Genomic DNA, 25,337 nt, shown 5'->3' with positions numbered 1-25,337 from the left:
TTTCACAGGCCACTGCCGACCGGTGAGGGTCGGTCTTACACGGCCTCCGCAGGCCTGACTTCCCGCCCGTCCGGCGGTAGGTCCGACAACTCCGTCGTCGGACAAGGCGATCTTAGCCATGCCGCCCCGCCCCTTCGGGCCACTACCGGCAGGATGCCCTACACCTCCACCCTGAAGGGTGGAGCACCGGGCAAGTGTTCGGTAGCGGCCGGGGCCTGAGTCTGCTGGGGGACCGGGGACTGCGCCTGCCGGGGCACGTGGCCGGTGACGACGCGGTCCCGGTTCGGGGACGGGGCCGCGGTGGGCGGCGTCCTGCGGTCCACCGTGTGGGCCACCGCGGCCACGCCGATGCCGAGGGCGGCCAGCAGGGCGCCCGCGAGGGCCGGGGACGTGGTCCCGAAGCCGGCCGCGAGCGTCAGGCCGCCCACCCAGGCGCCTCCGGCGTTGCCCAGGTTGAAGGCCGCCTGGTTGGCGGACGAGGCCAGGGAGGGGGCCGCCGCCGCCTTCTCCATGACCATCAGCTGGAGCGGGGAGCCGGTGGCGAAGGCGGCCGTGCCGAGGAGGGTCACGGCCACGGCCGCGCCGGCCTCGGTGCGCATCAGGAGGGGAAAGAGCGCCAGGACCGCCGTCAGTGCGGCCAGGCCGCCGAAGAGGGTGGCGCGCAGGGAGTGGTCGGCCAGCCGGCCGCCCAGCAGGTTGCCGGCCGTGGCTCCGACGCCGAACAGGGCGAGCAGCAGCGTCACGCTCGTTTCGGCGTAGCCGGCGGAGTCCGTCAGCATCGGCGTGATGTAGCTGTACGCCGCGAAGAGCCCGCCGAAGCCCGCCACCGTGGTGCCGAGGGCCAGCCAGACGGGCAGGGAGCGCAGGGTGGCCAGTTCGCCGCGGAGCCCGGCCGTGGGGGCGGCCGGGGTGTGGTCCGCCGGGATCAGCAGGGCCAGGGCGGCTATGGCGGCCAGGCCGATCGCGCTGACGCCGAGGAAGGTCACCCGCCAGCCGAGGTGCTGGCCCATGAAGGTGGCCGCGGGGACACCGACCACGTTGGCCGTCGTCAGGCCCAGGAACATCAGGGAGACCGAGCGGGCCTTGCGGTCGGGGGTCACCAGGTCGGCGGCGACCACCGCCCCCACGCCGAAGAAGGCTCCGTGCGGGAGACCGCTGAGGAAACGCGCGGCCAGCAGCCAGGTGTGGTCGGGGGCGAACGCCGAGAGCGCGTTGCCCACGACGAAGAGGACCATCAGGGCGATCAGCACCGTGCGCCGGGAGATCCTCGCCGTCGCGGCGGCGAGCAGCGGGGCGCCGACGACCACACCGAGGGCATAGGCGGAGACCAGGTGGCCGGCGCTCGGGATGGAGATGCCCAGGTCGTCCGCGACGTCCGGGAGCAACCCCATGATCACGAACTCGGTGGTACCGATGCCGAAGGCGCCCACGGCGAGGGCGAGCAGGGCCAGGGGCATGAGGGGGACCTTTCGAGGCTGGGGTTCCGCGCTGTTCCGCGCTGTTTCGCGCCGTTCCGCACGTCCATATGTTCAAGTGCGGAACAAAGCCTCTCAGGTCCGGTGTTCCGGTGATCGACGCACAGGTTGCCGACGATCGTACAGACGGGGTTGACCTGGGGTTTCAGTCGCCCGGTGTGGCGAGCTTCACGCGGGCCGCGATCGGCAGGTGGTCGCTCGCCGTCCTCGGGAGCGACCACGAGCTCTCCGGCTCCGCGCCCTTGACCATGATCTGGTCGATCCGCGCCATCGGGAACGCCGCCGGCCAGCTGAAGCCGAACCCGCTGCCCGCGGCCCCCTGGGTGGAACGCATCTGGGAGGTGACGGCGTTCAGGGCCCGGTCGTTCATCGTGCCGTTCAGGTCGCCGAGCAGGACGACGTTCTCCAGCGGCTCCCGGGCGATGGCGGAACCCAGGGCGTCGGCGCTCCTGTCACGCTGACGTGCGGTGAAGCCGGCCTCCAGCTTCACGCGCACCGAGGGGAGATGGGCGACGTACACCGCGACCTGCGCCCCGGGCGCCGTCACCGTGGCCCGCATCGCGCGCTCCCAGCCCAGGCGGATGTCGACGGCCGCCACGTCGCTCAGCGGGTACTTGCTCCACAGCCCGACCGTGCCGACCACCGCGTGGTACTTGTACGTCGGCGCCAGCGCCCTCTCGTACGTCGGGACCGCGGACGCCTTCAGCTCCTCCAGGGCCAGCACGTCCGCCCCCGAGGCCGCGACGTCGCGGGCGGTGCCGGACGGGTCCGGGTTCCCGGCGTTGACGTTGTGCGTGGCCACCGTGAGATCGCCGCCGGGGCCGGTCCGGTCGAAGAGCAGACCGCCGAAGAGGTTCAGCCAGACGACCGCGGGCAGCAGCACCGCGACCAGGGCGGTGGCGGACCTGCGGACCAGGGCCAGCAGCAGCAGGACCGGGACGGCCAGCCCCAGCCAGGGCAGGAACGTCTCGATCAGACTGCCCAGGTTGCCGACCACGTTGGGGATGTGGGAGCGGGCCATCATGACCAGCGCGAGCAGGAGCGCGAACACGGCCAGCACCACGCCCCGGCGCCAGATGCGGCGGTCCCCGCGCCAGCCCCGGGTCAGACGGTCCCACAGGCGCCGGAGCCCGGGGGTCCGACGCTCGGGCCCCGAGCCGCCGTTGTCCGTCTCCGTCGCGTACGCCTGCTGCGCCATACCGTCGCCTCACACCTTGCCGTGCACACCGTCGCCCCCCGCGTGCAAGACCCTAGGGGATGTTCGGCGCCTTTCCCGCCGTCCGCCGACGGCCGTACAGAGGCGAGGACGAGCGGGACCGCTCCGGGAGTTCCGGGCGGGATCACGGAAAGCGCCTTCTTTGAACCCTCCCCCATCTGAAGCAGGGGATTCCTGGCTCAGGACGCCCCACAGGTCAACGACCGGAGAGGTCCTACTCCCTCAGCACCAGCCGGGACGGAACCTGCCCGGTTTGTCAAGCAAAGCCCTGACGTGCCGTCTTGGCTCTCGATCGGCACGGTGTGCGCGCTTGGTTCTCGCAACGCACGGCAGGCACTTTACCCGATCACGTACCCCCCGCCTCGGCCTGAAGGCCGGGACATCCTCGAAGGAGATCAGGTGACGGAACGCGCACATCGAAACGGTCGTGGCAGGGCGTGGCGACCGTGCCAGGCCGGGAGCGGGTCGGGCGGGCGGTCAGGCCGTGCCGACGGGGCGCAGGCCCTGGAGCAGGGTGTCGACGACCTGTTCGGCGAGGCCGTCCGGCAGTCCGGCGTCGGGGCGCAGGAGGGTGCGGACCAGCAGGGGGCCGACGACGATGTCGTTCAGCAGTTCGAGGTCGACGTCGGCGCGGAGTTCGCCGTTCTCCCGGCCGCGGCGCAGCACCTCCAGGCCGAGCCGGCGGCGCGGCAGGATGACGGTGTTGTGGTAGGCGGCCCAGATCTTCGGGCTGCTCTTCATCTGGGTGTGCACGTTGTGCAGGATCACCGAGGCCCTGCTGGCGAGGCCGCGCCGGCGCAGGGACTCCAGCAGGACGACGAGGTCGTCGCGCATGGAGGTGCCGGGGAGTTCGGGGTCGACCGGTTCGGCGGCCCGCAGGACGTCGACGAAGAGTTCCTCCTTGCCGCTCCAGCGGCGGTAGATGGTGGCCTTGCCGACGCCGGCGGTGCGGGCGATCCGCTCGATGGACAGCTCCGCCAGGGGCACCCCGTCCTCCAGGAGCTTCATCGCGCCCTCGATGATGGCGCGTTCCACCGCCTCACTGCGGGGGCGGCCCCGTGCGGGCCCGCACGGCCGGGGATCGGCGTCTGCACCGGTACCGGTGTCGGTGTCGGCGAGGCTCACGTCGCTGCGTCCTTTCCGTGGGCCGGGGACGATCGGCCGGAACGACCGGCCGGGACGATTCTCCCCGGTGTCCGGCGGCCGGCCCACCACCCCTTCGGCCGTCACTCCCGCGTCGACACCAACTCCTCCTTCTTCTCGTCCCCTTCGGGCACCGGTGTCCGGCCCGGCAGGAACAGCCCGACGACGATCGCGCCGATCAGCGCGACGCCCGCTCCCCCCAGTGCCGTGACGTGCATGGCGTGCAGGAACGCGTCGTTCGCCGGTCCGACCAGGGCGTCACCGCGCGGGCCGAGCCGGGCGGCGACGCCCAGGGTGGCCTCGATGGACTCACCGGCGGACTCGCGCAGGCCCGGCGGCAGCAGGACCAGTTTGTCCTCGATGTGCGAGCGGTACGCGGTGGACAGCACCGAACCGAGGACGGCGATGCCCAGGGCGCCGCCGAGCTGGCGGAAGGTGTTGCTGAGCGCGGAGGCCGAACCCGCCTTCTCCCGCGGCAGTGTCTGCATGATCACGACGCTGACCGGCGTCATGATGTTCGCCATGGCGGCACCCATCAGGAAGAAGATCACCTCGAGGATCCAGATCGGCGTGTCCCCGTCCAACAGGCCGAACCCGGCGAGCATCGCCGCGAGGAGCAGCATGCCGCCGGTGGTGGTCGCCCGGTTGCCGAAGCGGTCCACCAGCAGCCGGGCCCGCGGCGCGAAGATCATCTGCGCGGCGGCCAGCGGCAGCATCAGCAGACCGGTCTCCAGCGGCGTGTACCCGCGCACGCTCTGCGTGTAGAACACCGCGAAGAACATCACGCCCAGCAGCGCGAAGAAGACCAGCGCGATCGCGACGATCGAGGCCGAGAAGACCTTGTTCCTGAAGTACGCCATGTCGATGGACGGGTGCGTGCTGCGCTTCTCGAACACCACGAACGCGGTGAGCACGGCGAAGCCGGCGCCGATGGTCGCCAGCACGGTGGCGTCCGTGAAGTCGGCGAGCTGGCCGCCCTTGATGATGCCGTAGACCAGCAGGACCAGACCGACCACGGACAGGGAGACGCCGACGGGGTCGATCCGGCCGGGGTCCGGGTCGCGGGAGTCCGGCACCAGCCACAGCATCAGGGCGAGGGCGGTCAGCACGATCGGCACGTTGACGAGGAAGACCGAGCCCCACCAGAAGTGCTCCAGGAGCAGTCCGCCGGTGACCGGGCCGATCGCGATGGCGAGGCCCACCCCGCCCGCCCAGATGCCGATGGCCTTCGGCTGTTCCTCGCGTTCGAAGACGTTCATCAGCACGGCCAGTGTCGCCGGCATCACGAACGCGGCGCCCAGTCCCATCACCGCGCGGAAGCCGATCAGCTCCGCCGGGGTGCCGGAGAACGCGGCGAGCGCCGAGCCGAGGCCGAACACCGCGAGGCCCCCGAGCAGCACTTTCTTGCGGCCGATCCGGTCGCCGAGCAGGCCCGCCGTGAACAGCAGGCCCGCGAAGACGAGCGTGTAGGCGTTGATCGCCCACTCCAGCTCGCTCTGCGTGGCGCCCAGGCCGGTGGGAGCGGGCGTGGAGATCGTCTTGATGGCGACGTTCAGGATCGAGTTGTCCAGGACGACGATCAGCAGGCTCAGGATGAGCACGCCGAGGATCACCCAGCGGCGCCGGTGCACGTGTTCCGGTATCCGGCGGGCCGGGGCGGCGGGAGAAGTCATACGGCCACCGTAGGACCGTTCCGATACGAGACCGTCTCGTATCGGAACCCTTTTGCCGAGACCTTGCCGGGGCATTGCGCCGCCTTTCGCGGGGCTTTGCCCACCCCGCCGGTCACGCGGAACCGACGGCGCCCGTCCCGGGCCCCGACCCTGCTCTAGGCACCGGCCCGCTCGGAATGCCACCATGGAGGGGATCCGGGGACGCCGTCAGGGCGCCTCGAGATGACGTGTTAGGAGCCGTTGCAATGACGCAGCTTTCGGCTGCCCAGACTGGCAAGGCAGTCCCCTCCGACGGCAGCAAGGCGCTGTACGGAGGCAAGGGCACCCGCCGTATCACCGTCCGCGACATCGCCCTCGCCAAGGAACGCGGCGAGAAGTGGCCCATGCTCACCGCCTACGACGCGGCGACCGCGTCCGTCTTCGACGAGGCCGGCATCCCGGTCATGCTCGTCGGCGACTCCGCGGGAAACTGCCACCTCGGGTACGAGACCACCGTGCCCGTCACCCTCGACGAGATGACCATGCTGTCCGCCGCCGTGGTCCGCGGCACCCAGCGCGCCCTGATCGTCGCCGACCTGCCCTTCGGCTCGTACCAGGAGGGGCCGGTGCAGGCACTGCGCTCGGCGACCCGGCTGGTGAAGGAGGCCGGTGTCGGCGCCGTCAAGCTGGAGGGCGGTGAGCGCTCGCACCGGCAGATCGAGCTGCTGGTCGAGTCCGGCATCCCGGTGATGGCGCACATCGGCCTGACCCCGCAGTCCGTGAACGCCATGGGCTACCGCGTCCAGGGGCGTGGCGAGGAGGCCGCGCAGCAGCTGCTGCGGGACGCCAAGTCCGTGCAGGACGCGGGCGCCTTCGCCGTCGTACTGGAACTGGTGCCGGCCGAGCTGGCCGCCGAGGTGACCCGGACCCTGCACATCCCCACCGTCGGGATCGGCGCGGGGGCCGGGACCGACGCGCAGGTACTGGTGTGGACCGACATGCTCGGGCTGACCGGCGGCCGGGTGCCGAAGTTCGTCAAGCAGTACGCGAACCTGCGGGAGGTCATGGGCGGCGCGGCGAAGGCCTTCGCCGAGGACGTCGTCGGCGGAACGTTCCCGCAGGAGGAGCACTCCGTCCACTGAGTGCTGCCGCTGAGCCAACGCCGCACCACGACGGCCCGCCGGTCTTCCCCCAATCGGCGGGCCGTCGCCCCCCCTTCTGGGGGCTGCGCCCCCGGACCCCCTTCGGCCTGGACGGCCTCGTCCTCAAACGCCGGACGGGCTGAAAGCCGGCCCCTCGCCGACAAGGTTTTCCGTTCCTGTCGGAGGTCTGTCGGGGGTTTGTCAGTGGGGGATGACAGTCTCGGGGGCATGACGCGAAACGACAACGACTCCGGGGGCGCGGGCAGTGCCGTCAGCGTGCGGGGGCTGGTCAAGCACTACGGCGAGACCAAGGCGCTGGACGGTGTCGACCTGGAGGTCCGCGAGGGCACCGTGATGGGGGTGCTCGGACCGAACGGGGCCGGCAAGACGACCCTCGTACGGATCCTGTCCACCCTGCTCGCCCCGACCGCCGGCCGGGCCACCGTCGCCGGTTACGACGTGCTCCGCCAGCCCCGGCAGCTGCGCCGGGTGATCGGGCTGACCGGGCAGTACGCCTCCGTGGACGAGAAGCTCTCCGGCTGGGAGAACCTCTACATGATCGGCCGGCTGCTCGACCTGCCCCGCAAGGAGGCCCGCACCCGCGCCGACGGGATGCTGGAGCGGTTCTCGCTCACCGAGGCGGCCCGGCGCCCGGCGGCCACCTACTCCGGCGGTATGCGGCGCCGGCTGGACCTGGCCGCCTCGATGATCGGCCGGCCGACCGTGCTGTTCCTGGACGAGCCGACCACCGGACTGGACCCGCGCACCCGCAACGAGGTGTGGGTCGAGGTCAGGCGGCTGGTCGGGGACGGGGTGACGGTGCTGCTGACCACCCAGTACATGGAGGAGGCCGAGCAGCTCGCCTCCGAGCTGACCGTCGTGGACCGCGGCAAGGTCATCGCGAGCGGCGGCATCGAGGAGCTGAAGGCCAGGGTCGGCGGCCGTACCCTGCGTGTCCGTCCGGCCGATCCGCTCCAGTTGCGCCCGCTCGCCGACGCTCTCGACGGCCTGGGCATCACCGGGCTCGCGAGCGCGGCCGTGGACACCGAGCGGGGTGCCGTGCTGGTCCCGATCCTCAGTGACGAGCAGCTGACCGCGGTGGTCGGAGCCGTCACCGCGCGCGGTCTCACCCTCGCCTCCATCACCACCGAACTGCCCAGCCTGGACGAGGTGTTCCTGTCCCTCACCGGCCACCGTGCCGGTGCCCCGCAGGACGCCCTGTCCGCCGAGACCGCCGAGACCCACGAGGAGGCCGCCGCATGAGTTCCGCGACGACCGTGACCCCTTCCGGCGACGCGCCCGCCGCGCCCGGATCGGCCGATGTGGCCGGCCCGGCCCCCGTGACCGGCGCGGACGGCCGTATCCCGCTCCGTTCCCATCTGCGCCACACCGGCGCGCTGGTCCGCCGCAACCTGCTGTGGATCCGGCAGGACCCGGAGTCCATGTTCGACGCCGTGCTGTTCCCGATCGTCTTCACGCTGCTGTTCGTGTACGTCTTCGGCGGCTCGATCGGGCAGGCGCTGGGCGGTGGGCAGGAGGCGTACGTCCAGTACATCGTGCCCGGCCTGATGGCCATGATGGGCATGAACATGGCCATGGGGGTGGGTACCGGCTTCAACCAGGACTTCAACACGGGGGTCATGGACCGTTTCCGGTCGCTGCCCATCGGCCGCGGCTCGGTGCTCTTCGCCAAGATCGCGGTCGAGATCCTGCGGATGCTGATCGCCACCACGATCCTCCTGGTCGTCGGTGTCCTGGTCGGCTTCGACATCACCGACTGGCCGGGGCTGTTCGCCGCCGTGGGGCTGTCCGTGGTGTTCGGCTCCGCCCTCATGTGGATCTTCATCACGCTGGGCGTGGCGATGAAGAACGCGCAGTCGGTACAGGCGATGGGCTTCCTGGTGCTGATGCCGCTGCAGTTCGGTTCGTCGATCTTCGCGCCGACCCAGTCGATGCCGGGCTGGCTGCAGAGCTTCACCGAGTACAACCCGCTGTCCTCGCTGGCGGACGCCGCCCGCGGGCTGATGGTGGGCGGCCCGGTCGCGCACGACCTGTGGATGACGCTGGCCTGGTCGGTGGGGATCACCGCGGTGATGGCACCCATCGCGATCCACAAGTTCCGCACCAAGAGCTGACAAGAGCTGACCGCCCGGGCCCGCACCGTCCGGCCGTCCGGCCCTGCGGGCGCTCCACCGGGCCGGACCGCTCACCGTGCCGAGCGGCCCACCGGGTCGGGTGACCCACCGTGCCGGGTGATGTGCCGTGCCGGGAAACGCACCGGTCCGCCGGGCGACCCGGCGGACCGGGTGCCGTACCCGCCCGGGACCGCGCGACCCGCCGTACCGGGCCGTGCACCCCGCCGTACCGGGAACCTCACCGGCTCAGACCAGGGTGGCGGCCTTCTCCGGGGAGAGGGCGGTGCCCTCGGCGTACGCGGCCTCGTAGGCCGGGTCGCCGAGGGCGGCCCGGGTCCGCCGTTCGGCCAGGGCGCGCACCTCGCGCTCCATGCGGGCGGTGACATGGCCGGGCGGCAGCAGGGCGTCGGCGGCGCCGAGGCAGCGGGCCGCGTCCCGGGCGCGCCGTCCGCCGTCCACCACGGCCAGTGCCGTGGCGCCCATGGTCAGATACGCCGCGCGCATGTGGGAGGCGATGGCCACGGTCAGCGGATCGCCGGAACGCGCGAGCGCCGCGCGGATGGTGACCAGCGCCTGTTCGTCGTGCCCCTCCACGATGTCCAGCCAGCCCTCCGCCCCGAGGATGAACGCGTCGAAGACGACGTAGTGCGCGAGACGGAACTCCTCGCGCAGCGCCCGCAGCTGGATCCGCGCCTCGGCGGTCCGGCCGGTCATGCCGAGCCAGCCGGTCAGGAAGAGCCGGGCGGCGGGCAGCGCCTCGTTGTGCCCGTCGCCCGGCAGGTCGATGACCTCGCGCAACAGCCGCTCGCCGCGCTCCACCTCCTCTTCGTCACCTGCCTCCAGCAGCGCGCTGCCCAGCCGGGCGGTGAGCACCGCCACCTGGGTGCGGGCCCCGAGGTGTTCGGCGTACTCGATCGCCGCCTCGTAGTCCGCGGCGGCGAGCCGGTACTCGCCGCCGCGTTCGCGTGCCTCTCCGCGCGCGGAGAGCGCCTCGGCGGTGCCCCAGGCGTCCCCGAGGCGCCGGTAGATCTCCAGGGCCTCGTCGGCGTCGCGCCGCGCGTCACCCGCCCGGTCGCTGCGGTTGGCGAGGAGGTTGGCCCGCATCTGCAGGGTGGAGGCCAGCTCCCACTCGAAGCCGGGCGTCCGCCGGCAGGTGCGGACGTTGTCGTCGAGGACGGTGCGCAGTGTGCTCATGTTGCCGGTCAGCATCAGGGAGAACGCCCAGAACGTGCCGGGCGGACGGCAGGTCTGCGGCAGGCCGGGCTCGTAGGCCGCGGCGATCAGGCGCAGTCTGTGCTGTGACCGCGGGGTCTGCCAGTCGTCCAGCTCCGTGTCCATGCACGCCATGTGGGCCAGGTGCACGCCACGCCGGGCCTCGGCGAGCACCTCGTCGGCCAGCGGCGGCGGGGTGTCGGTGCAGCGCTGCCACAGCGCGGCGGCGGGGCGCACCGGTTCGGTGAACGGGTCCGGTCCGAGCGTCATGACCTCACGGCACCAGTTGCGGGCCTCGATCCGCTGGTCGCGCATCTGCCAGTACCAGACCAGCGACAGCGTCAGGCACAGCGCCTCGTGCTCGTCGCGCGCGGCGACGGCGTGCCGCAGCGCGGTGCGCAGGTTCTCGTACTCGCGCTCCAGCCGCTGAATGGCCCCGAGTTGCTCCGGTCCGCGCAGCAACGGGTCGGTGGTCCGGGCGAGTTCGCGGTAGTACGTCAGATGTGCGCGTTCGGCGTCGGTCCGCCGTCCGGACTCGTCGAGACGTTCGGCCGCGTACTCGGCGACCGTCTCCAGCAGCCGGTAGCGCATCCCGGCGTCCCCCGAAGGGGCCGCCACCACCAGGGACTTGTCCACGAGCGAACCGAGCGCGTCCAGCGCCACCGGTCCGCAGACGGCCTCGGCGGCGGCGAGGTCGCAGCCGCCGGCGAAGACCGACAGCCGCCGCAGCACGTCCCGTTCGTCCGCGTCGAGCAGGTCCCAGGACCAGTCGACGACGGCCCGGAGGGTCTGCTGGCGGTGCCGCGCGGTGCGGCTGCCGGAGGTGAGCAGCCGGAAGCGGTCGTCGAGGCGGTCGGCGATCTGGCGCGGGGTCAGCATCCGCAGCCGGGCGGCGGCGAGTTCGATGGCGAGGGGCAGCCCGTCGAGCCGGCGGCAGATCTCCGCGCAGGCTTCCGGATCGTCGTCGACGCGGAAGCCGGGGCGGGCGGCGGCCCCGCGGTCGGCGAGCAGCCGCAGCGCGACCGGTTCCGGCAGCGGCTCCACCGGGCGCAGCAACTCCCCCGGTATGCCCAGGGGTTCGCGGCTGGTGGCGAGCACGGTGAGGCCGGGGCAGCGCTCCAGCAGGGCCTGGGCCAGCCGGGCGGCGGCGTCCACGACGTGCTCGCAGTTGTCCAGGACGAGCAGCATGCGGCGCCTGCCGCAGTGTTCGGCAAGCCGGTCCAGGGGGTCGTCACCGCGGTCGGCCCCTGCCGCCCGCATGCTCTCGGCGCCGGCGCCGTACAGCACGGTCTCACGGGCGCCGACGGCGGTGACCACCGCCTCGGGGACGTCGGCGGGGTCGTCGACCGGGGCGAGTTCGGCCAGCCACACGCCGTCCGGGCTGTGCTGCCGGACGGCCTCGGCGGCCTCCTGCGACAGCCTGGTCTTGCCGGCCCCGCCCGGCCCGAGCAGGGTGACCAGCCGGGCGGCGGCGAGATCACGGCGGATCGCCTCGATGTCGGCCTCCCGGCCGACGAAGGAGGTCAGCCGGGCCCGCAGGTTGCCGGGCGGGCGGGGGGCCCTGGACGGCGGCTCCGGTGCGGATGCGTCCGGTGCGGGTGCGCCCGGGCTCAGCAACTCGGTGTGCAGGGCGCGCAGTTCGCTGCCGGGGTCGGAGCCGAGGCGGTCCGCGAGCAGCCGTCGTACCTCCTCGTACGCGGCCAGCGCCTCCGCGCCGCGGCCCGCGTCGCGCAGGGCGCGCAGCCGCAGCGCCTGTAGGGGTTCGTCGAGCGGATGGCTGTCGCACAGGGCGGTCAGCTCGGGCAGCGCCTGCCCGGCCCGGCCGAGGGCGAGGGCCGCGCCGTGCCGGGCACGCAGGGCGTCCAGGCGCCGGGTGTCGAGCCGGGCCGCCTCCGCGGTGCGGTCGGGCAGGTCGGCGAGGGCGGGCCCGTGCCACAGGGCGAGGGCGTCGTCGAGCACGGCGCCCGCCTTGGCCGGGTCCCCGTCGGACAGCGCGCGCAGGCCATCTGTGGCCAGCCGCTCGAACCGGTGCAGGTCGATGTCGTCGGGCACGGCCGTGAGCCGGTAGCCGCCGTCCTCGGAGGCCACCGCGTCCGCGCCGAGCGCCCGGCGCAGCCGCCCCACCAGCGCCTGCAGCGCCCCCGTCGCGTCGGCCGGCGGATCGCCGTCCCACACCTCGTCGACGAGCAGCCGCACCGGCACCGTACGGCCGGCCCGCAGCGCGAGCACGGTCAGCAGCGCGCGCAGCCGCGCCCCGCCGACCGGGACGGCGGTGCCGTCGGGGCGGAGTGCCTGGGTGGTGCCGAGGATGCGATAGCGCACGGGGTCCATTGTCTCCGGTGGTGCGGGGGCGATCACAGGTCGGGCCCGGTGGCCCGATCGGGGCCGGGTGGTAGCGGGTCGGGCGGTGGCGGGTCGGGCCGGGGAGCGGGCCGGGCGCCCTCGTCCCACCCTCTCCGGAACCGGTGGCCGACGCGAGACGTTTTCCGGGTGCACCCGGTACCGTCGGGCAGTCCGCCCCGCGTGCCGCCGTGCGCCCGACGAGCAGTCCAGGGAGCCCCATGACCACCGCCGCCAGCCGCCGCAGCGACCGGAGGATCAGCCCCGTCTTCCTGGGCATCCTGGCCGTCACGGCGGTGGCGGGATGGGCCACCTGGACCGGGTTCGCGGACCGGACCGGCTTCGCCGTGTTCCTGTTCGTGACCGCCGCCTGGATCGTCTCGCTGTGCCTGCACGAGTACGCGCACGCGCGCACCGCGCTGCACAGCGGCGACATCTCGATCGGCGCGAAGGGCTACCTCACGCTGGACCCGCTGAAGTACACCCACCCCCTGCTGAGCATCGTCCTCCCCGTGCTGTTCGTGATCATGGGGGGCATCGGTCTGCCGGGCGGGGCGGTGTTCATCGAGCGGGGCCGGATCCGGGGGCGCTGGCGGCACAGTCTGATCTCGGCGGCGGGCCCGCTGACGAACGTCCTGTTCGCGGCGGTGTGCACGGCGCCGTTCTGGCTGGGCGCGCTGGACGGCGTACCGGTCCCCTTCCGGTTCGCGCTGGCGTTCCTCGCGCTGCTCCAGGTGACGGCCGCGATTCTGAACTTCCTGCCGGTGCCGGGGCTGGACGGCTACGGTGTGCTCGAGCCCTGGCTGTCACACGGGTTCCGGCGGCAGGTGGAGCCGATCGCGCCGTTCGGTCTGCTGCTCGTGTTCGCGCTGCTGTGGCTGCCCGCGGTGAACGGCGTGTTCTTCGGCGTGGTCGACTCGATCCTGTCGGCCCTGGGCATCCACAAGATCGAGACATACTGCGGTCTGGAACTGTTCCGCTTCTGGCAGGACACGAGCGGACTCTGCTCGGTCGTCGCGTGACGGAACCGGCCGTCAGCAGCCGGTTCCGGAGTCGGCCGTCAGCCCGTGGTGGAGTGGTCCGCCTGGGCGGCCAGTGCCGCCCGCAGCTCCTTCTGCGCCCGGGCGCGCCGCACGTAGTACCAGGTCATGTTGGACGACAGACCCACGAGCAGGATCCAGACGATGCCCAGTCCCCAGCTGCCCCGGGCGAAGGACACGACGGCCGCGGCGACGGTGAGCAGGCAGACGATGAAGGCGTAGAGAGCGAGACGGGGCATGGCGGCTGGGCTCCTGTCGGGGGACACTGCTTCGTCGACCAGTGTCCCCCATAGGGTCATACGTCCGTGACGCGGAGCCCGGCGTGTGCCTTGTAGCGGCGGTTGACGGAGATCAGGTTGGCGACCAGCGCCTCCACCTGGTGGGCGCCTCGCAGCCGCCCGGCGAAGACGCCCCGCATGCCCGGGATCCGCCCGGCCAGCGCCTGCACGATCTCCACATCGGCGCGGACCTCGCCGAGCACCATCACATCGGTGTCGATCCGGTCGATCTCCGGGTCCTGGAGCAGTACCGCGGACAGGTGGTGGAAGGCCGCGGTGACCCGGGAGTCCGGCAGCAGGGCCGCGGCCTGCTCGGCGGCGCTGCCCTCCTCGGGCTTGAGCGCGTAGGCGCCCTGCTTGTCGAAGCCGAGCGGGTTGACGCAGTCCACGACGAGCTTGCCGGCCAGTTCCCCGCGCAGGGACTCCAGGGTCGTGCCGTGGCCGTCCCACGGCACGGCGACGATCACGATGTCGCTGCGGCGGGCGGTCTCGGCGTTGTCGGCGCCCTCGACGCCGTACCCGAGTTCCTCGGCGGCGGCCCGCGCGCGTTCGGCGGCGCGCGAGCCGATGATCACCTTCTGGCCGGCCTGGGCGAGCCGGTACGCGAGGCCCTTGCCCTGCGGTCCGGTGCCGCCGAGCACACCGACCACGAGCCCGGAGACGTCGGGCAGGTCCCAGGGGTCCTTGGCGGGGGCCTTCGCGGGGGCGGTTCCGGGCTGCTGTGCGCTGTCGCTGGGGATACTGGAAGTCATGGCCTGACTCTATGTGCGCGGCGGCGCCGTTTCCGGTGGAGTGAGCTCCGTCACCCCACCGTTCTCCGTGTCCCCCGGGCCGGTGAATCCGCGGCGAACCCCGGGACGCGGCGGCCCGGCCGGGGGCAGGATGCGGCGCCATGGACGCCGTACGGGTCGCGCTGCTGCGCGAAGTGCTCGCCGGGACCGAGTGGCTGGGGGCCACCCGGCGGTTCGCGGGGACGCTGCGGGGATCGGTGGTGTCGCACGGGGGCGGGCTGCTGATCGTGGGCACACCGGAGTACGAGCCGTGGCACCTGGCGGCGCATCTGGTGGACGAGGCCGCCTGGTCGGGCACGCCGGAGCTGGCGCCGACGCTGGTACGGCACGGCGCGCGCGCCTCGGATCCCGCGCATCTCGCGGTGGGCCTGGGGCGGCTGGAGGCGGCGCGGCGGGGCGAGACGCTGCTGGTGGTGGCGCCCGGGGAGCCCACGGCCCCGCTGCTGGAGCGGGTGTCCGACGCCCGCCGGGCCGGTGCGACGCTGCTGTCCCTCGGCGCCGGCGACGGTGAGCTTCCGTCGCTGGCCCACGAGACGCTGGCCGTCCCCGAGGGCGCCGAGCTGGACCTGGACACCGTGCAGCACCTGGTCAGCGCGGCGGCCGGGGAGAACGCGCTGCCGCCCCGGGGCCGCCGCGGCTTCCGGGACCGGCTGTCCCGGCTGGCGGACCTCCTGACGGCCCCGCCCCCGGCCCGCTGGTGAGCCGGTGCGGGCCCGCCCCGCCCGTGCTCAGCCCTCGCGACCGCCCTCGGGGCCGTCCTCGGATCCACCCTCGGGGGCGTCGTGCCACTTGGGGTCGTTCTCCCACTGGAGGTTGCGCTCACGTGCCGTCGCCATGGCGTGCTCGGCCTCGGTGCGGCTCGTGTAGGGGCCGAAGCGGTCCTTGGCGGGACACTCCGGGCCCTCCTCGACCTTCTGGTGTTCCAGGCAGTAGAACCACTCGCCCGGCTTCCCGACCGTCCGCTTCTTGAACAGGGGCATGACCGGCTCCTCTCGTCACGGAGGATGGTCCCCCGCAGCCACTCAATTAGACTCGCCGGCATGTCTGGCCAGTCGCTGCTCATCCCAGGGGAGCTGTCTCCCACCCGTTCCGTACCCGGAAACATCCGTCGCCCCGAGTACGTCGGAAAGCCCGCTCCCACGCCGTACGCCGGTCCGGAGGTGCAGACCCCCGAGACCGTCGAGGCGATGCGGACCGCCGGGCGCATCGCGGCGCGGGCGATGGCCGAGGCCGCCAAGCACATCGCGCCCGGTGTGACCACCGACGAGCTGGACCGGGTGGCGCACGAGTACATGTGCGACCACGGCGCCTACCCGTCGACGCTCGGTTACCGGGGTTTCCCCAAGTCGCTGTGCTCCTCGGTCAACGAGGTGATCTGCCACGGCATCCCGGACTCGACGGTGCTGCGCGACGGCGACATCGTCAACCTGGACGTGACGGCGTACATCGGCGGGGTGCACGGCGACAACAACGCGACGTACCTGGTCGGCGACGTGGACGAGGAGAGCCGGCTGCTGGTGGAGCGCACCCGTGAGGCGCTGAACCGGGCGATCAAGGCGGTCAAGCCGGGCCGGCAGATCAACATCATCGGCCGGGTCATCGAGTCGTACGCCAAGCGTTTCGGCTACGGCGTGGTGCGGGACTTCACCGGCCACGGCATCAACACCTCGTTCCACTCCGGTCTGATCGTCCCGCACTACGACAGCCCGCACGCGACGACGGTCATCCAGCCCGGGATGACCTTCACGATCGAGCCGATGCTGACCCTGGGGACCCACGAGTACGACATGTGGGACGACGGCTGGACGGTCGTGACGAAGGACCGCAGGCGAACGGCCCAGTTCGAGCACACCCTGGTGGTCACGGACACGGGCGCGGACATCCTGACCCTGCCCTGACCTCGCCCACCAGCCCCTCCACCTCGAAGCCCGCCCTCCCCCGAGGGCGGGCTTCCGTCGTTCCACAACGGGGTAGAGAGATACCGACAAACTGTCGGCAAGCTATTGACTTAGGTAACCCTAACCATAGAAGATCTGGACCCATGGACCCCTCCTCGGCCCCCTCGGCCTCCTCCGCCTTCTCGACCCTCATCCGCACCGCTTCCCACGAGCAGCACATGGAGGCCGAGACCTCGACCTTCATGGGCGACCTGCTCGGCGGCCGGCTGGGCGTGGACGCGTACGCCCGCTACACCGAACAGCTGTGGTTCGTGTACGAGGCCCTGGAGTCGGGCGCGCGGCACCTGGCGTCGGACCCGGTGGCGGGCCCCTTCATCCGCCCCGAACTGCTGCGCCTGCCCTCCCTGGAGCAGGACCTGGCCCACCTGCGCGGCCCGGACTGGCGCTCGACCCTGACCGCCCTGCCCACCACCCGGGCCTACGCCGACCGGGTCGCCGAGTGCGCCCGGGACTGGCCGGCCGGTTACATCGCCCACCACTACACCCGCTACCTCGGCGACCTCTCCGGCGGCCAGATCATCCGCGCCAAGGCGGAGCGCACCTGGGGCTTCCCGAAAAAGGGTGACGGCGTCCGCTTCTACGTCTTCGAGGGCATCCCGAACCCCGCCGCCTTCAAGCGCGAGTACCGCGAACTGCTGGACGGAGTCCGCGCGGACGACCTGGAGAAGCAGCGCGTCATCACCGAATGCAAGCGCGCCTTCGCCCTGAACACCGCCGTCTTCCACGCCCTGGGCGAGGAGTTCCCCCTCTCGGCGTGACTCTCCCCTCCGGGGGTCACAGAAACCGCAGCCGCTCCATCGCCCTGCGCAACTCGTCGGTCCAAACCCGGTACGCGGGGACCTTGCGCAGGGCATCGAGCGCGACCGTCTGCCCAAGCCGGCCAAAGTCCCGTTCCGCGTCACGCCGCCCACCGAGTGCCACCTTCAGCACGACCTTGGGGTCGGCGACCTTCTCCACATCGTGCGGCACCTCCCATGCGGCATCACGCGCGGGTGCCGCTTCTTTCAGTGCTGCGGGGTCCGCCAGCATCCACGCCTCGGTCTCCCGTACAGGGACCAGTGCCACGATCCGGTGGGCGTCGCCGGGGAAGCGTTCGCGGATCGCGTCGACCTTGCTCCGCTCGTTGTGGTCGTGGTGGATCATCACGAGGTCGAAGTAGCTGAGCAAATCGGCCACTTCACGTACCACAAGGTCCCTGTGCGCCACGGTGAAGCACTCTCCGGGGACCACCCCCGAGTAGTCGAAGCCGACCGGTGCCCCATGGGCAAGCTCAGTGATCTGCCGGTCGATGAGCGGCACGAGGAACCACTGGTCGCTGGCCCCCTCGGTCAGGAGAGCAAGACTGAGATACCTACGCCCCACGCGCGTACCGCCCTGTGGGATCGAGGTACTTCCGCACCTCAAGCGGGGTGACGAACGTTCCGCGCTCGCCACTGTCGGCCACCTTCCGCGCCCGGGTCAGCCGACGCGGCGGGAGTCCGTCGCCGAACCGGGTCACCGTGTCCAGGAACACCACCGAATCCGGGGCGTCCTCCAGTGCGGCGGCGAGGGCGACCGGTGAGTGCGTGGTGATCAGGATCTGCCTTCCGTCACCGGAGGTGAGCGTCGCGGGATCACTGGTCCTGGCCTTCAGCCGGGCCAGTAGTTGCGGAACCCGAGTGGGGTGGAGGCCGTTCTCGGGCTCCTCGATCAGGAGGAGCCCTTCGTGAGCGGGGTCGTGAGCTGCGGCCAGCAGGGCCAGGATGCGCAGGGTGCCTGCGGACGCCGCGCCGGGAGGCACGCGGTGCTCGTGCCTGTGCTGTAGCCAGACGTCCCACTGGCCCCACTCTGCATTGGCCGCCACCGTGATGTCCACGAGGTCGGGGAGCAGCGCCACGGCGTCGGCACGGAAGTCGTACCAGGTCTCAGGGTCCTGGGCGATCCGCCCCAGGACGGCTCCGAGGTTCTTTCCGTCCTCCGAGAGAGGCGCGGTGTCGTAGGTGGAGGAGACGACGCGCATCGCCCTGGGTGAGGGGTCGAGGATCCGCCAACTCCCGGTGGCTCGAGCCAGCTCCCTGCGGTACGCGGCGTCCTGCACGGGGACTTCCGTGCAGTGCAACTGACCGGTTTCGTCGTTGTTGAGGTACGGAAGCGCGGGCGGGACCCAGTCCGGATCCCCCCCACAGTGGTCGTGGACGTTGAGAATCTCGGTGTCGACGCGCAGAGGGTCCGGCGGATCCGCGTATGTCACCCGCGCCTCGACCCTGATGTGGCAGTACCCGGCGTAGCCGTACACCAGAACATGCGCCGCGATCCGCATGACCCCGACCGGTACACCGTCCGGACCGCGCCGGAACAGTTCCTTCGGGCCTCCCCGACGAGCGTGGTCGACGAGCGTCTGACTCGTCGGCTCCCGGATCAACTGGCCCAGCAGGTCCACCGCCTCCAGCAGATTGGACTTGCCCGAGGCGTTGGCTCCCACCAGGACGGTGAACGGCGGCAGGTCGAGGGCGAAGTCGTCGAACGACTTGTACCCGTCGATCTCGATCCGCGTGATCACCCTGCCACCTCCTCTCGGCACGGCCGCATACGCATGGCGCCACATTATCCGGAGCACTCGCCCATCCGTACGGTCAACGATTCGGCGGCATGGACCCGCAAGGACGGGCCCGCAGCGAACTCCAGAATCACAGCGGGTCCACCCGCCGCGTACTGATCACCCCGCACACCGAGGACGGTCCGCCACTCCCCTCTGACCCGCACCGCCTGCCCGGTCCGGACCATGACCGCTGCCACCTCTCGCATCGCGGGATCGGCCACGAAGTCCGGGGCCTTCAACTCCGCGAACACCGTCTTCCCGATCCCGGCCGCGCGCTCCTCACACCCCCAGCGATGGGCGAGCGCCGCCACGAGCAGCAGCCCCCGCCCACCGGTCTCGTCCTCACCGGGCTCCCGGACCTCGGGCCGGCCACCGCCGGCGTCACTGACCTCCAGCCGCAGCAGCCCGTCCGCCGTGGAGCGTGCGATGCGCACCCCGATCTGCCGATCACTCGGCACCGGCACGCGCAGCGCGTTGGTCACCAGTTCGGAGAGAACCAACTCGGCATCTTCCAGCACCTCTTGGGCGATCCCCCAGCCACCGAGTGCCGCATGAAGCAGCGCCCGCGCCCGGGGCACGCTGCCGCGGCTGCGGGAGAGGCGAAAGGTGATGTCGTTCGATGAGGTCATGAGGCTCCTCAGGACTCGGCTTCAGCGGCGAAATCCACACGGCGCAAGTTCCGCTGGGATTGCGCACATCGACAGCCTGAAGGCGCACCATGTGAACTAGCAACGTTTCCAGTAGGGATGTGCCTAATTTTCCGTCTTTCGAGTTAAGTCCCGCACATCCCAGCCACCCCGCTGCTAGAGCTGTTGCCATGTCCGCAAACGCCACTGCCTCCAGCCCGTCAACCGTCCTCGGACGCCAACTCGGCGATGAACTACGTCGACTGCGTGAGGCCGCCGCACTCACCACCGCGCAAGCGGCCGAGGCACTCGACTGCACCAAGGGGAAGATCAGCCGTATCGAGAACGGCCGCGTGACGGTTCGCCTCCCCGACCTGACCGCAATGCTGCTCGCGTACGGGGCCACGAGCACCGAACTGCGCGACAGACTCAGCTTGCTCGCCCGCAAGGCCAATCGCCGCCGCAGGCAGGGGTGGTGGAATCAGTACGGACCGGTGCTGGCCGACACCTACCGCGACTACATCGCGCTGGAAACCATGGCCGGAACCATCCGCACCTTCCAGGCGCAACTGGTACCGGGCCTGCTGCAGACCCCTGAATACATCCGAGCCGTGACCGTCGCCTCGCATCAGTGGCAGACGGCGGACGAGATCGAACAGTTCGTCCAAGTGCGCCTCGCCCGTCAGGAGCGCCTCGTCAGCGACTCACCACTCCAGCTCTGGGCGGTACTGTCCGAAGCCGTACTCCTTCAGCAGGTCGGGGGACCGAAGGTGATGTCCGCGCAGTTGAATCAGCTCCTGATCGCATCCGAGCAGCCCAACGTGACCGTCCAGATCCTGCCGTTCTCCCGCGGAGCGCATGCGAGTATGTTCGGGCCGTACGTAGTACTGGGCTTCCCCGAGGAAGCTGCGCTGGACGTGGTGCTGGCGGACAATCCCACCGGCTCGATGTGGCTGGAGCGAGAGGCCGAAGTCGGCCGCTATCAGGAGTTGTTCGACGCAGCCCGTACTTCTGCGCTCTCCCCCGTGGAATCTCGCATGGTCATCCGACGCAGAGCCAAGGAGCACAGGGCATGAACACCGCACGCCACGGCACGCCGGATCTGTCAGGCGCGAAGTGGCGTAGCAGCAGCCACAGCGGCGGCAACAACGAATGTCTTGAACTCGCTCACGAAGTCACCGCCTTCGCCCCCATACGCGACAGCAAGAACCCCAGCGGACCGGTCATCCCCTTCGGTCGTGCCGCCTGGGGCGCTTTCGTCGCGCATCTGGGCTGACGTCGGCCGGGCAAGGAACACAGGATCACGGCGAGGCCGCCTTCACACCGGAACCGGAACCCGGGCAGGCCGCTCCCCGACTACCGTTGCCCCACATGACGGCCACCGCGACGGACATCACCGAGGACCTGATCCGGGATCTGCTGCGCGAGCAGCACCCCGACCTGGCGGACCGCCCCCTGAAGCTCGGCGCGCTCGGCTGGGACAACCAGGTGTGGCGGCTCGGCGACGACCTCGCCGTCCGGTTGCCCTGGGCGACGCGGTCCGCGGACGCACTGCTGCGCAAGGAACACACCTGGCTGCCCCTCCTCGCCCCGCACCTTCCGCTGCAGATCCCCGTCCCGCAGCGCCTCGGTGAGCCCTCCGAACGGTTCCCGCGGCCCTGGCTCGTCACCACCTGGGTGCCGGGCGAGCCCGCCGACCGCGCCCCCGCCGCGCGCCCCGCGGAGGCGGCCGTCGCCCTGGCCTCCTTCCTGACCGCCCTCCACCGCCCCGCCCCCGCCGGGGCACCCGCAGGCCGGGACCGCGGTGGCCCGCTGGCCGACACCGCCGAACACTTCACCCAAGGGCTCGCCTCGGCCACCGAGCTGGGGCTGATCCCCGACCCGGGCGCCGTCCGCGCGGTCTGGGAAGACGCCGCCGCCGCGCCCGAGTGGGCAGGCCCGCCTCTCTGGCTCCACGGCGACCTGCACCCGGCCAACATCCTGACCATGAACGGCACCTTCTGCGGCGTGATCGACTTCGGCGACCTCTTCGCCGGCGACCCGGCCTGCGACCTCGCCGCTGCCTGGATCCTGCTGCCGGACGGCGCCGCCGACCTCTTCCACGCGACCTATCGGCCAAGCCCGGACGCCGCGACCCTGCGCCGCGCCCGCGGCTGGGCGGTGCTGCGCGCCCTCGCCGGCATCCACATCGGGGACGCCGGTGTCCACGGCCGCCCCGGAGGCAAGCCCACCTGGGGCCCACCCGCCCAGGCCGCACTGCGACGCCTCACCGCGACGGCCCACCAGTGATCAAGCACCCCGGCAGGAGGGTAGGACTCGAGTTCGGGGGTTGAGGATCTGGGGCGGTACGAAGTGGTTCTGCCGAAGCCGTGGGATGTCGAGGACGTGCTGTGGGCGGGGGTTCCTACCTCCAGGCGTCGAAGGGGACTCCAAGGCGAGACGAAGCCCTGTTGACCGGGGCAGGACGGGGATGGTGTCCCGCCGGGTGGTGCAGGGGACCTCCCCGGTGCCGACTCCGCCGGGCCGGGGGCGGGTGCCGTGCCGAAAACCGTGAGCAGCCGGCGGGAAAGTGTCACATAAGTGCTCAGATGAGCGGCATCAGGACAGTGAAGGCCGAAGTGCTCACGGTTTTGGAACGGTGTGTCACCCCCCGGGGCGCGGGCGCCTGTCCCGGCGTCGCACCCGTACGAGACCGCATCCGGCCCGCGCGGTCACGGACAAGCGTCCCCGACGGTGAACTGACACACCGTCACTCCGCCTCGCGCCCAAAGAGCCCTGACGTCAACGGTGACCTGCGAATTAGCACCTTGATCCCCTACACCACTTCCCAGGACGCAACCATCACCCGCCGGTGGGTGAAGAACGACCGCCTCAACCACGCCGGCTGCCTCTGGGCCTTCTCCGCCATCACCGCCTCACCAGGCTCCAAGGCCCACTACCGCAAGCGCCGCGACGGCCACGGAGACTGGCACGCAGCCGCCCAGAGGAACCTTCTTCAACCGCATGCTCGGCCAGCTCTACCACTGCCTCCAGCAGAGTCATCGATATGACGAGGCACTGGCCTTCCCAGCTCCGCCCGATGAGGTGGGCGCAGCGGCTGCATGACCAGAGGGCGTATCTCACGGGCGGCGATCAGGAGCATGCCCAGCGCGGCAGGCGGCCCAGTACGGCACGGAACCTCTCCCGTCCTGCCGTGACGCTCGCGTCCCACAGACCTGCGGCGTCACTGCTCAGGGAGAGGGACTGGAGCCGTTGTTCTTCAGCAAGAAGACCGGCACCCGCCACGTTCTGGTCCAGCATCCCCATCGCGGTGAGCGCCGCATGGCCGCAGGAGACCGCGTCATCAGCGTTTCCCGAGCCGTGGGCCAGCAGGGCATACCGCAGGCTGAGGACAGCGAAGAAGGCGTAGGTGTCGGCGACATCGGTGATCCCCTCCTCGTCCGGCTGGAGCTCCGGGAACCGCTCCAGCAGGCGTACGCGCTCGGCGGCGTCGGCGAGCGGCCGGTCGGCATGCCAGAGGTCGCGCACGGACTCCGCATAGAAGTCCAGGTCGGATTCCCGCCCTGACACGTTCGCTCGCAGGCCAATGAACAGTGGCGCCATGCGTTCGGTGCAGGCGGCGACGTACAGGTAGATCGCCTCGTCGTCCCCGTCACGAAGCGCCTCCGCGACGGCCCCCTCTACCAGCTTCTCCACGTCCCGCCCTCCCGTTCGAACAGATCGACAGGCTACATAGCGGCCTGAGCACCGAAGCTCGACAAGTTAAAGCCCTGGGGTGTCCATGCGGTCAAAGCGCTTGGCCGGTGACTGTCCACCAGGCGGTCACTCGGGCGGCCATCGCTTCGGGCCGCAGCACCAGAGGGTCGAGCCCGAAGTGGTCCTCCAGTTCACGCCGCAGGAACTCACCGACCTCCGTCTGGCTCGCACCACCACGGAGCCGCTGGAGCAAAGGGACCAGCATGCAGTCGTACTCGTCCTGCACGAGCTCGGCGACGCCGATCGGATCCCACTCGTTGAGCAGATGCCGAAGGTCGCTCTCGGTGGAGAGGGTCCAGGGTCGCATGGCCCCAGAATGCCACCCGGAAACCACCGTCGACGAGGGGAGGGGCGGCTCCCCGAAATCCCCTGCAGGGATGAGTACTTGTACTCATCCCTGCATTGGCCCCCTGGCCCACCGTGGAGAACACCGAGCCTGGACCGACCTGAAGGAACCCGCGATGCCGAATGACTCCCGTCCCCGCAGCCTTCCGCACCGGCTCCTTGTGCTCGCCACGGGCAACTGGCTCGCCCGGGGCTATCTGGCTGTCTTCGCCCTCTCCCTCCTGGTCATGTTCCTCCTGCCGGAGAGCGGCTTCGCCATGAGCTTTCTGCTGCTCACGGCACCCCTCTCCCTCCTGACCATGGTCCTGCCCTTCGGCCCGGGCACCGAGGGCGGCGGGGCGGTCGAGGTACTGGCCATCGGCTTCTGGGCCGCATGGCTCCTTCTGTGCGCCTTCGTGAACGCCGCCGTGCTCGGCGCCCTCCTCCAGAGATCCGCGACCTCCGCATCAACCGGCTTCCGCAAGCCCTCCCCTCCTGTCTCGGACCTCCCGGAACGGGAGGAAACGGGCACGGCGCACCCCGCGTCCCCTCGTCTGCGCAGGACGCGGGCCCTGCTGGCACCCGCGGTGGACAACTGGCTCGCGCGGGGGTATCTCGCCGTGGTCGCGGCGTCACTGGGGTTCTTCCTGGTGGCCGTCTACCTGCTGCCGGACCCGGGGTTCGCCGCGATCTGGCCGACCATGACCACGGCGCCGCTCGGCGTCGTCGCCCTTCTGGTGCCCTCCCCCGTCGAGTGGACCTCCTCCCTCGCCTGGCTGAGCCCGTTGGTCTTCTCTGCCGAGGCGGCCCTGTCCGGGCTGTTCAACGCCGTACTGCTCGGCCGGCTCGCACGCATGCTGCGGGCACGGGAGACGCCTCCGGCCGCCTGATCGAACCCTCGGAGCGCGCACCGCAGAGCCCGAAGTCCGGCCATGTGGAGGGGCGACCTCTCGTACCTGTAGTTCCGGGTCCCGTGCCTGGTCTCGCCTGGGATCATGCCGATATGACGATCGCCGCCGTGCTCTTCGACGTGGACGGAGTCCTGTTGGACTCCGCAGCCGCTCACCGGAGAGTCTGGACCTCCTGGTCGCAAGCACGGGGACTGGATCCTGAGAAGGTCTGGACGCTCACCTTCGGACGGCGCCCCGAGGACACCGTCAGGGACGCGGCTCCGCATCTGGACCCGGCCACCGAGCGAAAGGCGCTCGATGAGCTGTTGGCCCGGGAAAGGGGCGGTTTCCCGCCGGTCGACGGAGCTGCCGATCTGTTGGAGGCGTTGTCCGACAGCCCTTGGGCGATCGTGACTTCCGGCGATCGGGACTCCGTCACGGAGCGTTTCGCGGCGGCCGGTCTCCCCCTCCCCGCGGTGCAGGTCTACGGCAGCGACGTGGAACACGCGAAACCCGCACCGGACTGTTTCTCCCTTGCTGCCGCTCGGCTCGGCATGGCGCCCGCCGCGTGCCTGGTCGTCGAGGACGCGCCGGCCGGAGTGAGCGCGGCAGTGGCGGCGGGCTGCACGGTGATCGGCTTGACCACCACGCATGCGGAAGCGTCCCTTCGGCAGGCGCATCTGTGCGCCGCTTCTTTGGCCGAGGTGCAGGAACTACTGCTCGCAGAAGGGCTTTTGGCCGGGTCCTGAAGCAAGAACCCTCCCCGCAGACGGAGCTGAGT

The 25,337-nt window shown here is 71.2% G+C and carries 24 protein-coding genes and 2 pseudogenes; 13 read left to right on the top strand and 13 right to left on the bottom strand.

The window, feature by feature from the left end; genetic code table 11:
- Window positions 1-158: 158 nt before the first annotated feature.
- The 4 genes from ACTWJ9_RS24325 to ACTWJ9_RS24310 all read right to left on the bottom strand — a co-directional run bounded on the left by ACTWJ9_RS24325 (window position 159) and on the right by ACTWJ9_RS24310 (window position 5,507).
- On the bottom strand, window positions 159-1,457 hold the full coding sequence (locus ACTWJ9_RS24325) for an MFS transporter (RefSeq protein WP_443294774.1): 1,299 nt from the start codon (window positions 1,455-1,457) through the stop codon (window positions 159-161).
- Between the two features lie 163 nt (window positions 1,458-1,620).
- Window positions 1,621-2,673: an endonuclease/exonuclease/phosphatase family protein gene (locus ACTWJ9_RS24320; RefSeq protein WP_279336385.1), complete on the bottom strand. Its 1,053-nt coding sequence runs from the start codon at window positions 2,671-2,673 to the stop codon at window positions 1,621-1,623.
- A 495-nt stretch (window positions 2,674-3,168) separates the two neighbouring features.
- On the bottom strand, window positions 3,169-3,816 hold the full coding sequence (locus tag ACTWJ9_RS24315; RefSeq protein ID WP_279336384.1) for a TetR/AcrR family transcriptional regulator: 648 nt from the start codon (window positions 3,814-3,816) through the stop codon (window positions 3,169-3,171).
- A 101-nt stretch (window positions 3,817-3,917) separates the two neighbouring features.
- Window positions 3,918-5,507 carry an MFS transporter gene (locus tag ACTWJ9_RS24310; protein ID WP_279336383.1) on the bottom strand — a complete coding sequence of 530 codons (1,590 nt, stop codon included), beginning with the start codon at window positions 5,505-5,507 and terminating at the stop codon, window positions 3,918-3,920.
- Window positions 5,508-5,752: 245 nt separating this feature from the next.
- Between ACTWJ9_RS24310 and panB the strand changes: the two genes are divergently transcribed.
- From panB to ACTWJ9_RS24295, 3 genes are all read left to right on the top strand, one after another.
- Window positions 5,753-6,628, top strand: a complete 876-nt coding sequence (gene panB, locus ACTWJ9_RS24305) for a 3-methyl-2-oxobutanoate hydroxymethyltransferase (RefSeq protein ID WP_279336382.1) — start codon at window positions 5,753-5,755, stop codon at window positions 6,626-6,628.
- A 228-nt stretch (window positions 6,629-6,856) separates the two neighbouring features.
- Window positions 6,857-7,891: an ATP-binding cassette domain-containing protein gene (locus ACTWJ9_RS24300; RefSeq protein ID WP_388701902.1), complete on the top strand. Its 1,035-nt coding sequence runs from the start codon at window positions 6,857-6,859 to the stop codon at window positions 7,889-7,891.
- Complete coding sequence (locus ACTWJ9_RS24295) at window positions 7,888-8,763, top strand: ABC transporter permease (RefSeq protein ID WP_279336380.1); 876 nt, start codon at window positions 7,888-7,890, stop codon at window positions 8,761-8,763. The genes ACTWJ9_RS24300 and ACTWJ9_RS24295 overlap by 4 nt, the downstream gene beginning before the upstream one ends.
- Window positions 8,764-9,009: 246 nt before the next feature.
- On the opposite strand, the gene ACTWJ9_RS24290 is transcribed toward ACTWJ9_RS24295, so the two are convergent.
- Window positions 9,010-12,306, bottom strand: a complete 3,297-nt coding sequence (locus tag ACTWJ9_RS24290; protein WP_443294773.1) for a BTAD domain-containing putative transcriptional regulator — start codon at window positions 12,304-12,306, stop codon at window positions 9,010-9,012.
- A gap of 713 nt (window positions 12,307-13,019) precedes the next feature.
- On the opposite strand from ACTWJ9_RS24290, the pseudogene ACTWJ9_RS24285 reads away from it, so the two are divergent.
- Window positions 13,020-13,142: pseudogene (locus ACTWJ9_RS24285) on the top strand (site-2 protease family protein); the annotation flags it as partial.
- Window positions 13,143-13,375: 233 nt separating this feature from the next.
- Here the strand turns inward: ACTWJ9_RS24285 and ACTWJ9_RS24280 are convergent.
- Window positions 13,376-13,594: a hypothetical protein gene (locus ACTWJ9_RS24280; protein ID WP_387037573.1), complete on the bottom strand. Its 219-nt coding sequence runs from the start codon at window positions 13,592-13,594 to the stop codon at window positions 13,376-13,378.
- A 56-nt stretch (window positions 13,595-13,650) separates the two neighbouring features.
- Window positions 13,651-14,385, bottom strand: coding sequence for an NADPH-dependent F420 reductase (npdG, locus tag ACTWJ9_RS24275; RefSeq protein ID WP_279336376.1), 735 nt, complete (start codon window positions 14,383-14,385; stop codon window positions 13,651-13,653).
- 140 nt (window positions 14,386-14,525) lie between these two features.
- On the opposite strand from npdG, the gene ACTWJ9_RS24270 reads away from it, so the two are divergent.
- A complete protein-coding gene (locus tag ACTWJ9_RS24270) occupies window positions 14,526-15,125 on the top strand; it encodes a hypothetical protein (protein ID WP_279336375.1) in 600 nt (199 codons plus the stop codon).
- A gap of 27 nt (window positions 15,126-15,152) precedes the next feature.
- On the opposite strand, the gene ACTWJ9_RS24265 is transcribed toward ACTWJ9_RS24270, so the two are convergent.
- Window positions 15,153-15,404: a hypothetical protein gene (locus ACTWJ9_RS24265; RefSeq protein ID WP_279336374.1), complete on the bottom strand. Its 252-nt coding sequence runs from the start codon at window positions 15,402-15,404 to the stop codon at window positions 15,153-15,155.
- A 60-nt stretch (window positions 15,405-15,464) separates the two neighbouring features.
- On the opposite strand from ACTWJ9_RS24265, the gene map reads away from it, so the two are divergent.
- The gene (gene map, locus ACTWJ9_RS24260; RefSeq protein ID WP_279336373.1) at window positions 15,465-16,322 is read left to right on the top strand and encodes a type I methionyl aminopeptidase; all 858 of its coding nucleotides are present in this window, start codon (window positions 15,465-15,467) and stop codon (window positions 16,320-16,322) included.
- Between the two features lie 143 nt (window positions 16,323-16,465).
- Window positions 16,466-17,140, top strand: a complete 675-nt coding sequence (locus ACTWJ9_RS24255; protein WP_279336372.1) for a biliverdin-producing heme oxygenase — start codon at window positions 16,466-16,468, stop codon at window positions 17,138-17,140.
- Between the two features lie 16 nt (window positions 17,141-17,156).
- On the opposite strand, the gene ACTWJ9_RS24250 is transcribed toward ACTWJ9_RS24255, so the two are convergent.
- Genes ACTWJ9_RS24250 through ACTWJ9_RS24240 form a run of 3 tightly spaced genes read right to left on the bottom strand, consistent with a single transcriptional unit; the run spans window position 17,157 to window position 19,589 of the window.
- On the bottom strand, window positions 17,157-17,681 hold the full coding sequence (locus ACTWJ9_RS24250) for a hypothetical protein (protein ID WP_341483701.1): 525 nt from the start codon (window positions 17,679-17,681) through the stop codon (window positions 17,157-17,159).
- A 52-nt stretch (window positions 17,682-17,733) separates the two neighbouring features.
- Entirely contained in the window at window positions 17,734-18,921 is a 1,188-nt protein-coding gene (locus ACTWJ9_RS24245) for an AAA family ATPase (protein WP_279336370.1), read from the bottom strand.
- A 44-nt stretch (window positions 18,922-18,965) separates the two neighbouring features.
- A complete protein-coding gene (locus ACTWJ9_RS24240; RefSeq protein ID WP_443294772.1) occupies window positions 18,966-19,589 on the bottom strand; it encodes an ATP-binding protein in 624 nt (207 codons plus the stop codon).
- A 188-nt stretch (window positions 19,590-19,777) separates the two neighbouring features.
- Here ACTWJ9_RS24240 and ACTWJ9_RS24235 point away from each other — a divergent pair, with 188 nt between their 5' ends.
- The 4 genes and pseudogenes from ACTWJ9_RS24235 to ACTWJ9_RS24220 all read left to right on the top strand — a co-directional run.
- The gene (locus tag ACTWJ9_RS24235) at window positions 19,778-20,662 is read left to right on the top strand and encodes a helix-turn-helix domain-containing protein (RefSeq protein WP_279336368.1); all 885 of its coding nucleotides are present in this window, start codon (window positions 19,778-19,780) and stop codon (window positions 20,660-20,662) included.
- The gene (locus tag ACTWJ9_RS24230; RefSeq protein ID WP_443294771.1) at window positions 20,659-20,862 is read left to right on the top strand and encodes a DUF397 domain-containing protein; all 204 of its coding nucleotides are present in this window, start codon (window positions 20,659-20,661) and stop codon (window positions 20,860-20,862) included. Before ACTWJ9_RS24235 ends, ACTWJ9_RS24230 begins: the two co-directional genes overlap by 4 nt.
- A gap of 95 nt (window positions 20,863-20,957) precedes the next feature.
- Window positions 20,958-21,875, top strand: coding sequence for an aminoglycoside phosphotransferase family protein (locus tag ACTWJ9_RS24225; RefSeq protein WP_279336366.1), 918 nt, complete (start codon window positions 20,958-20,960; stop codon window positions 21,873-21,875).
- Between the two features lie 551 nt (window positions 21,876-22,426).
- Window positions 22,427-22,691: pseudogene (locus tag ACTWJ9_RS24220) on the top strand (IS110 family transposase); the annotation flags it as partial.
- A gap of 27 nt (window positions 22,692-22,718) precedes the next feature.
- Here the strand turns inward: ACTWJ9_RS24220 and ACTWJ9_RS24215 are convergent.
- Window positions 22,719-23,282 (bottom strand): hypothetical protein, encoded by a 564-nt coding sequence (locus tag ACTWJ9_RS24215; protein WP_279336365.1) that lies wholly within the window; start codon window positions 23,280-23,282, stop codon window positions 22,719-22,721.
- A gap of 91 nt (window positions 23,283-23,373) precedes the next feature.
- Window positions 23,374-23,649 carry a hypothetical protein gene (locus ACTWJ9_RS24210; RefSeq protein ID WP_443294770.1) on the bottom strand — a complete coding sequence of 92 codons (276 nt, stop codon included), beginning with the start codon at window positions 23,647-23,649 and terminating at the stop codon, window positions 23,374-23,376.
- 154 nt (window positions 23,650-23,803) lie between these two features.
- Here ACTWJ9_RS24210 and ACTWJ9_RS24205 point away from each other — a divergent pair, with 154 nt between their 5' ends.
- Window positions 23,804-24,556, top strand: a complete 753-nt coding sequence (locus ACTWJ9_RS24205; RefSeq protein WP_279336363.1) for an SCO4225 family membrane protein — start codon at window positions 23,804-23,806, stop codon at window positions 24,554-24,556.
- Between the two features lie 113 nt (window positions 24,557-24,669).
- On the top strand, window positions 24,670-25,305 hold the full coding sequence (locus ACTWJ9_RS24200) for an HAD family hydrolase (protein WP_387037587.1): 636 nt from the start codon (window positions 24,670-24,672) through the stop codon (window positions 25,303-25,305).
- The last annotated feature ends 32 nt before the right edge of the window (window positions 25,306-25,337 follow it).

The sequence above is a fragment of the Streptomyces sp. GDS52 genome, from assembly GCF_052246875.1.
GTDB classification, from domain to species: domain Bacteria; phylum Actinomycetota; class Actinomycetes; order Streptomycetales; family Streptomycetaceae; genus Streptomyces; species Streptomyces cathayae.
This window is presented reverse-complemented; position numbering and strand designations above follow the sequence as displayed.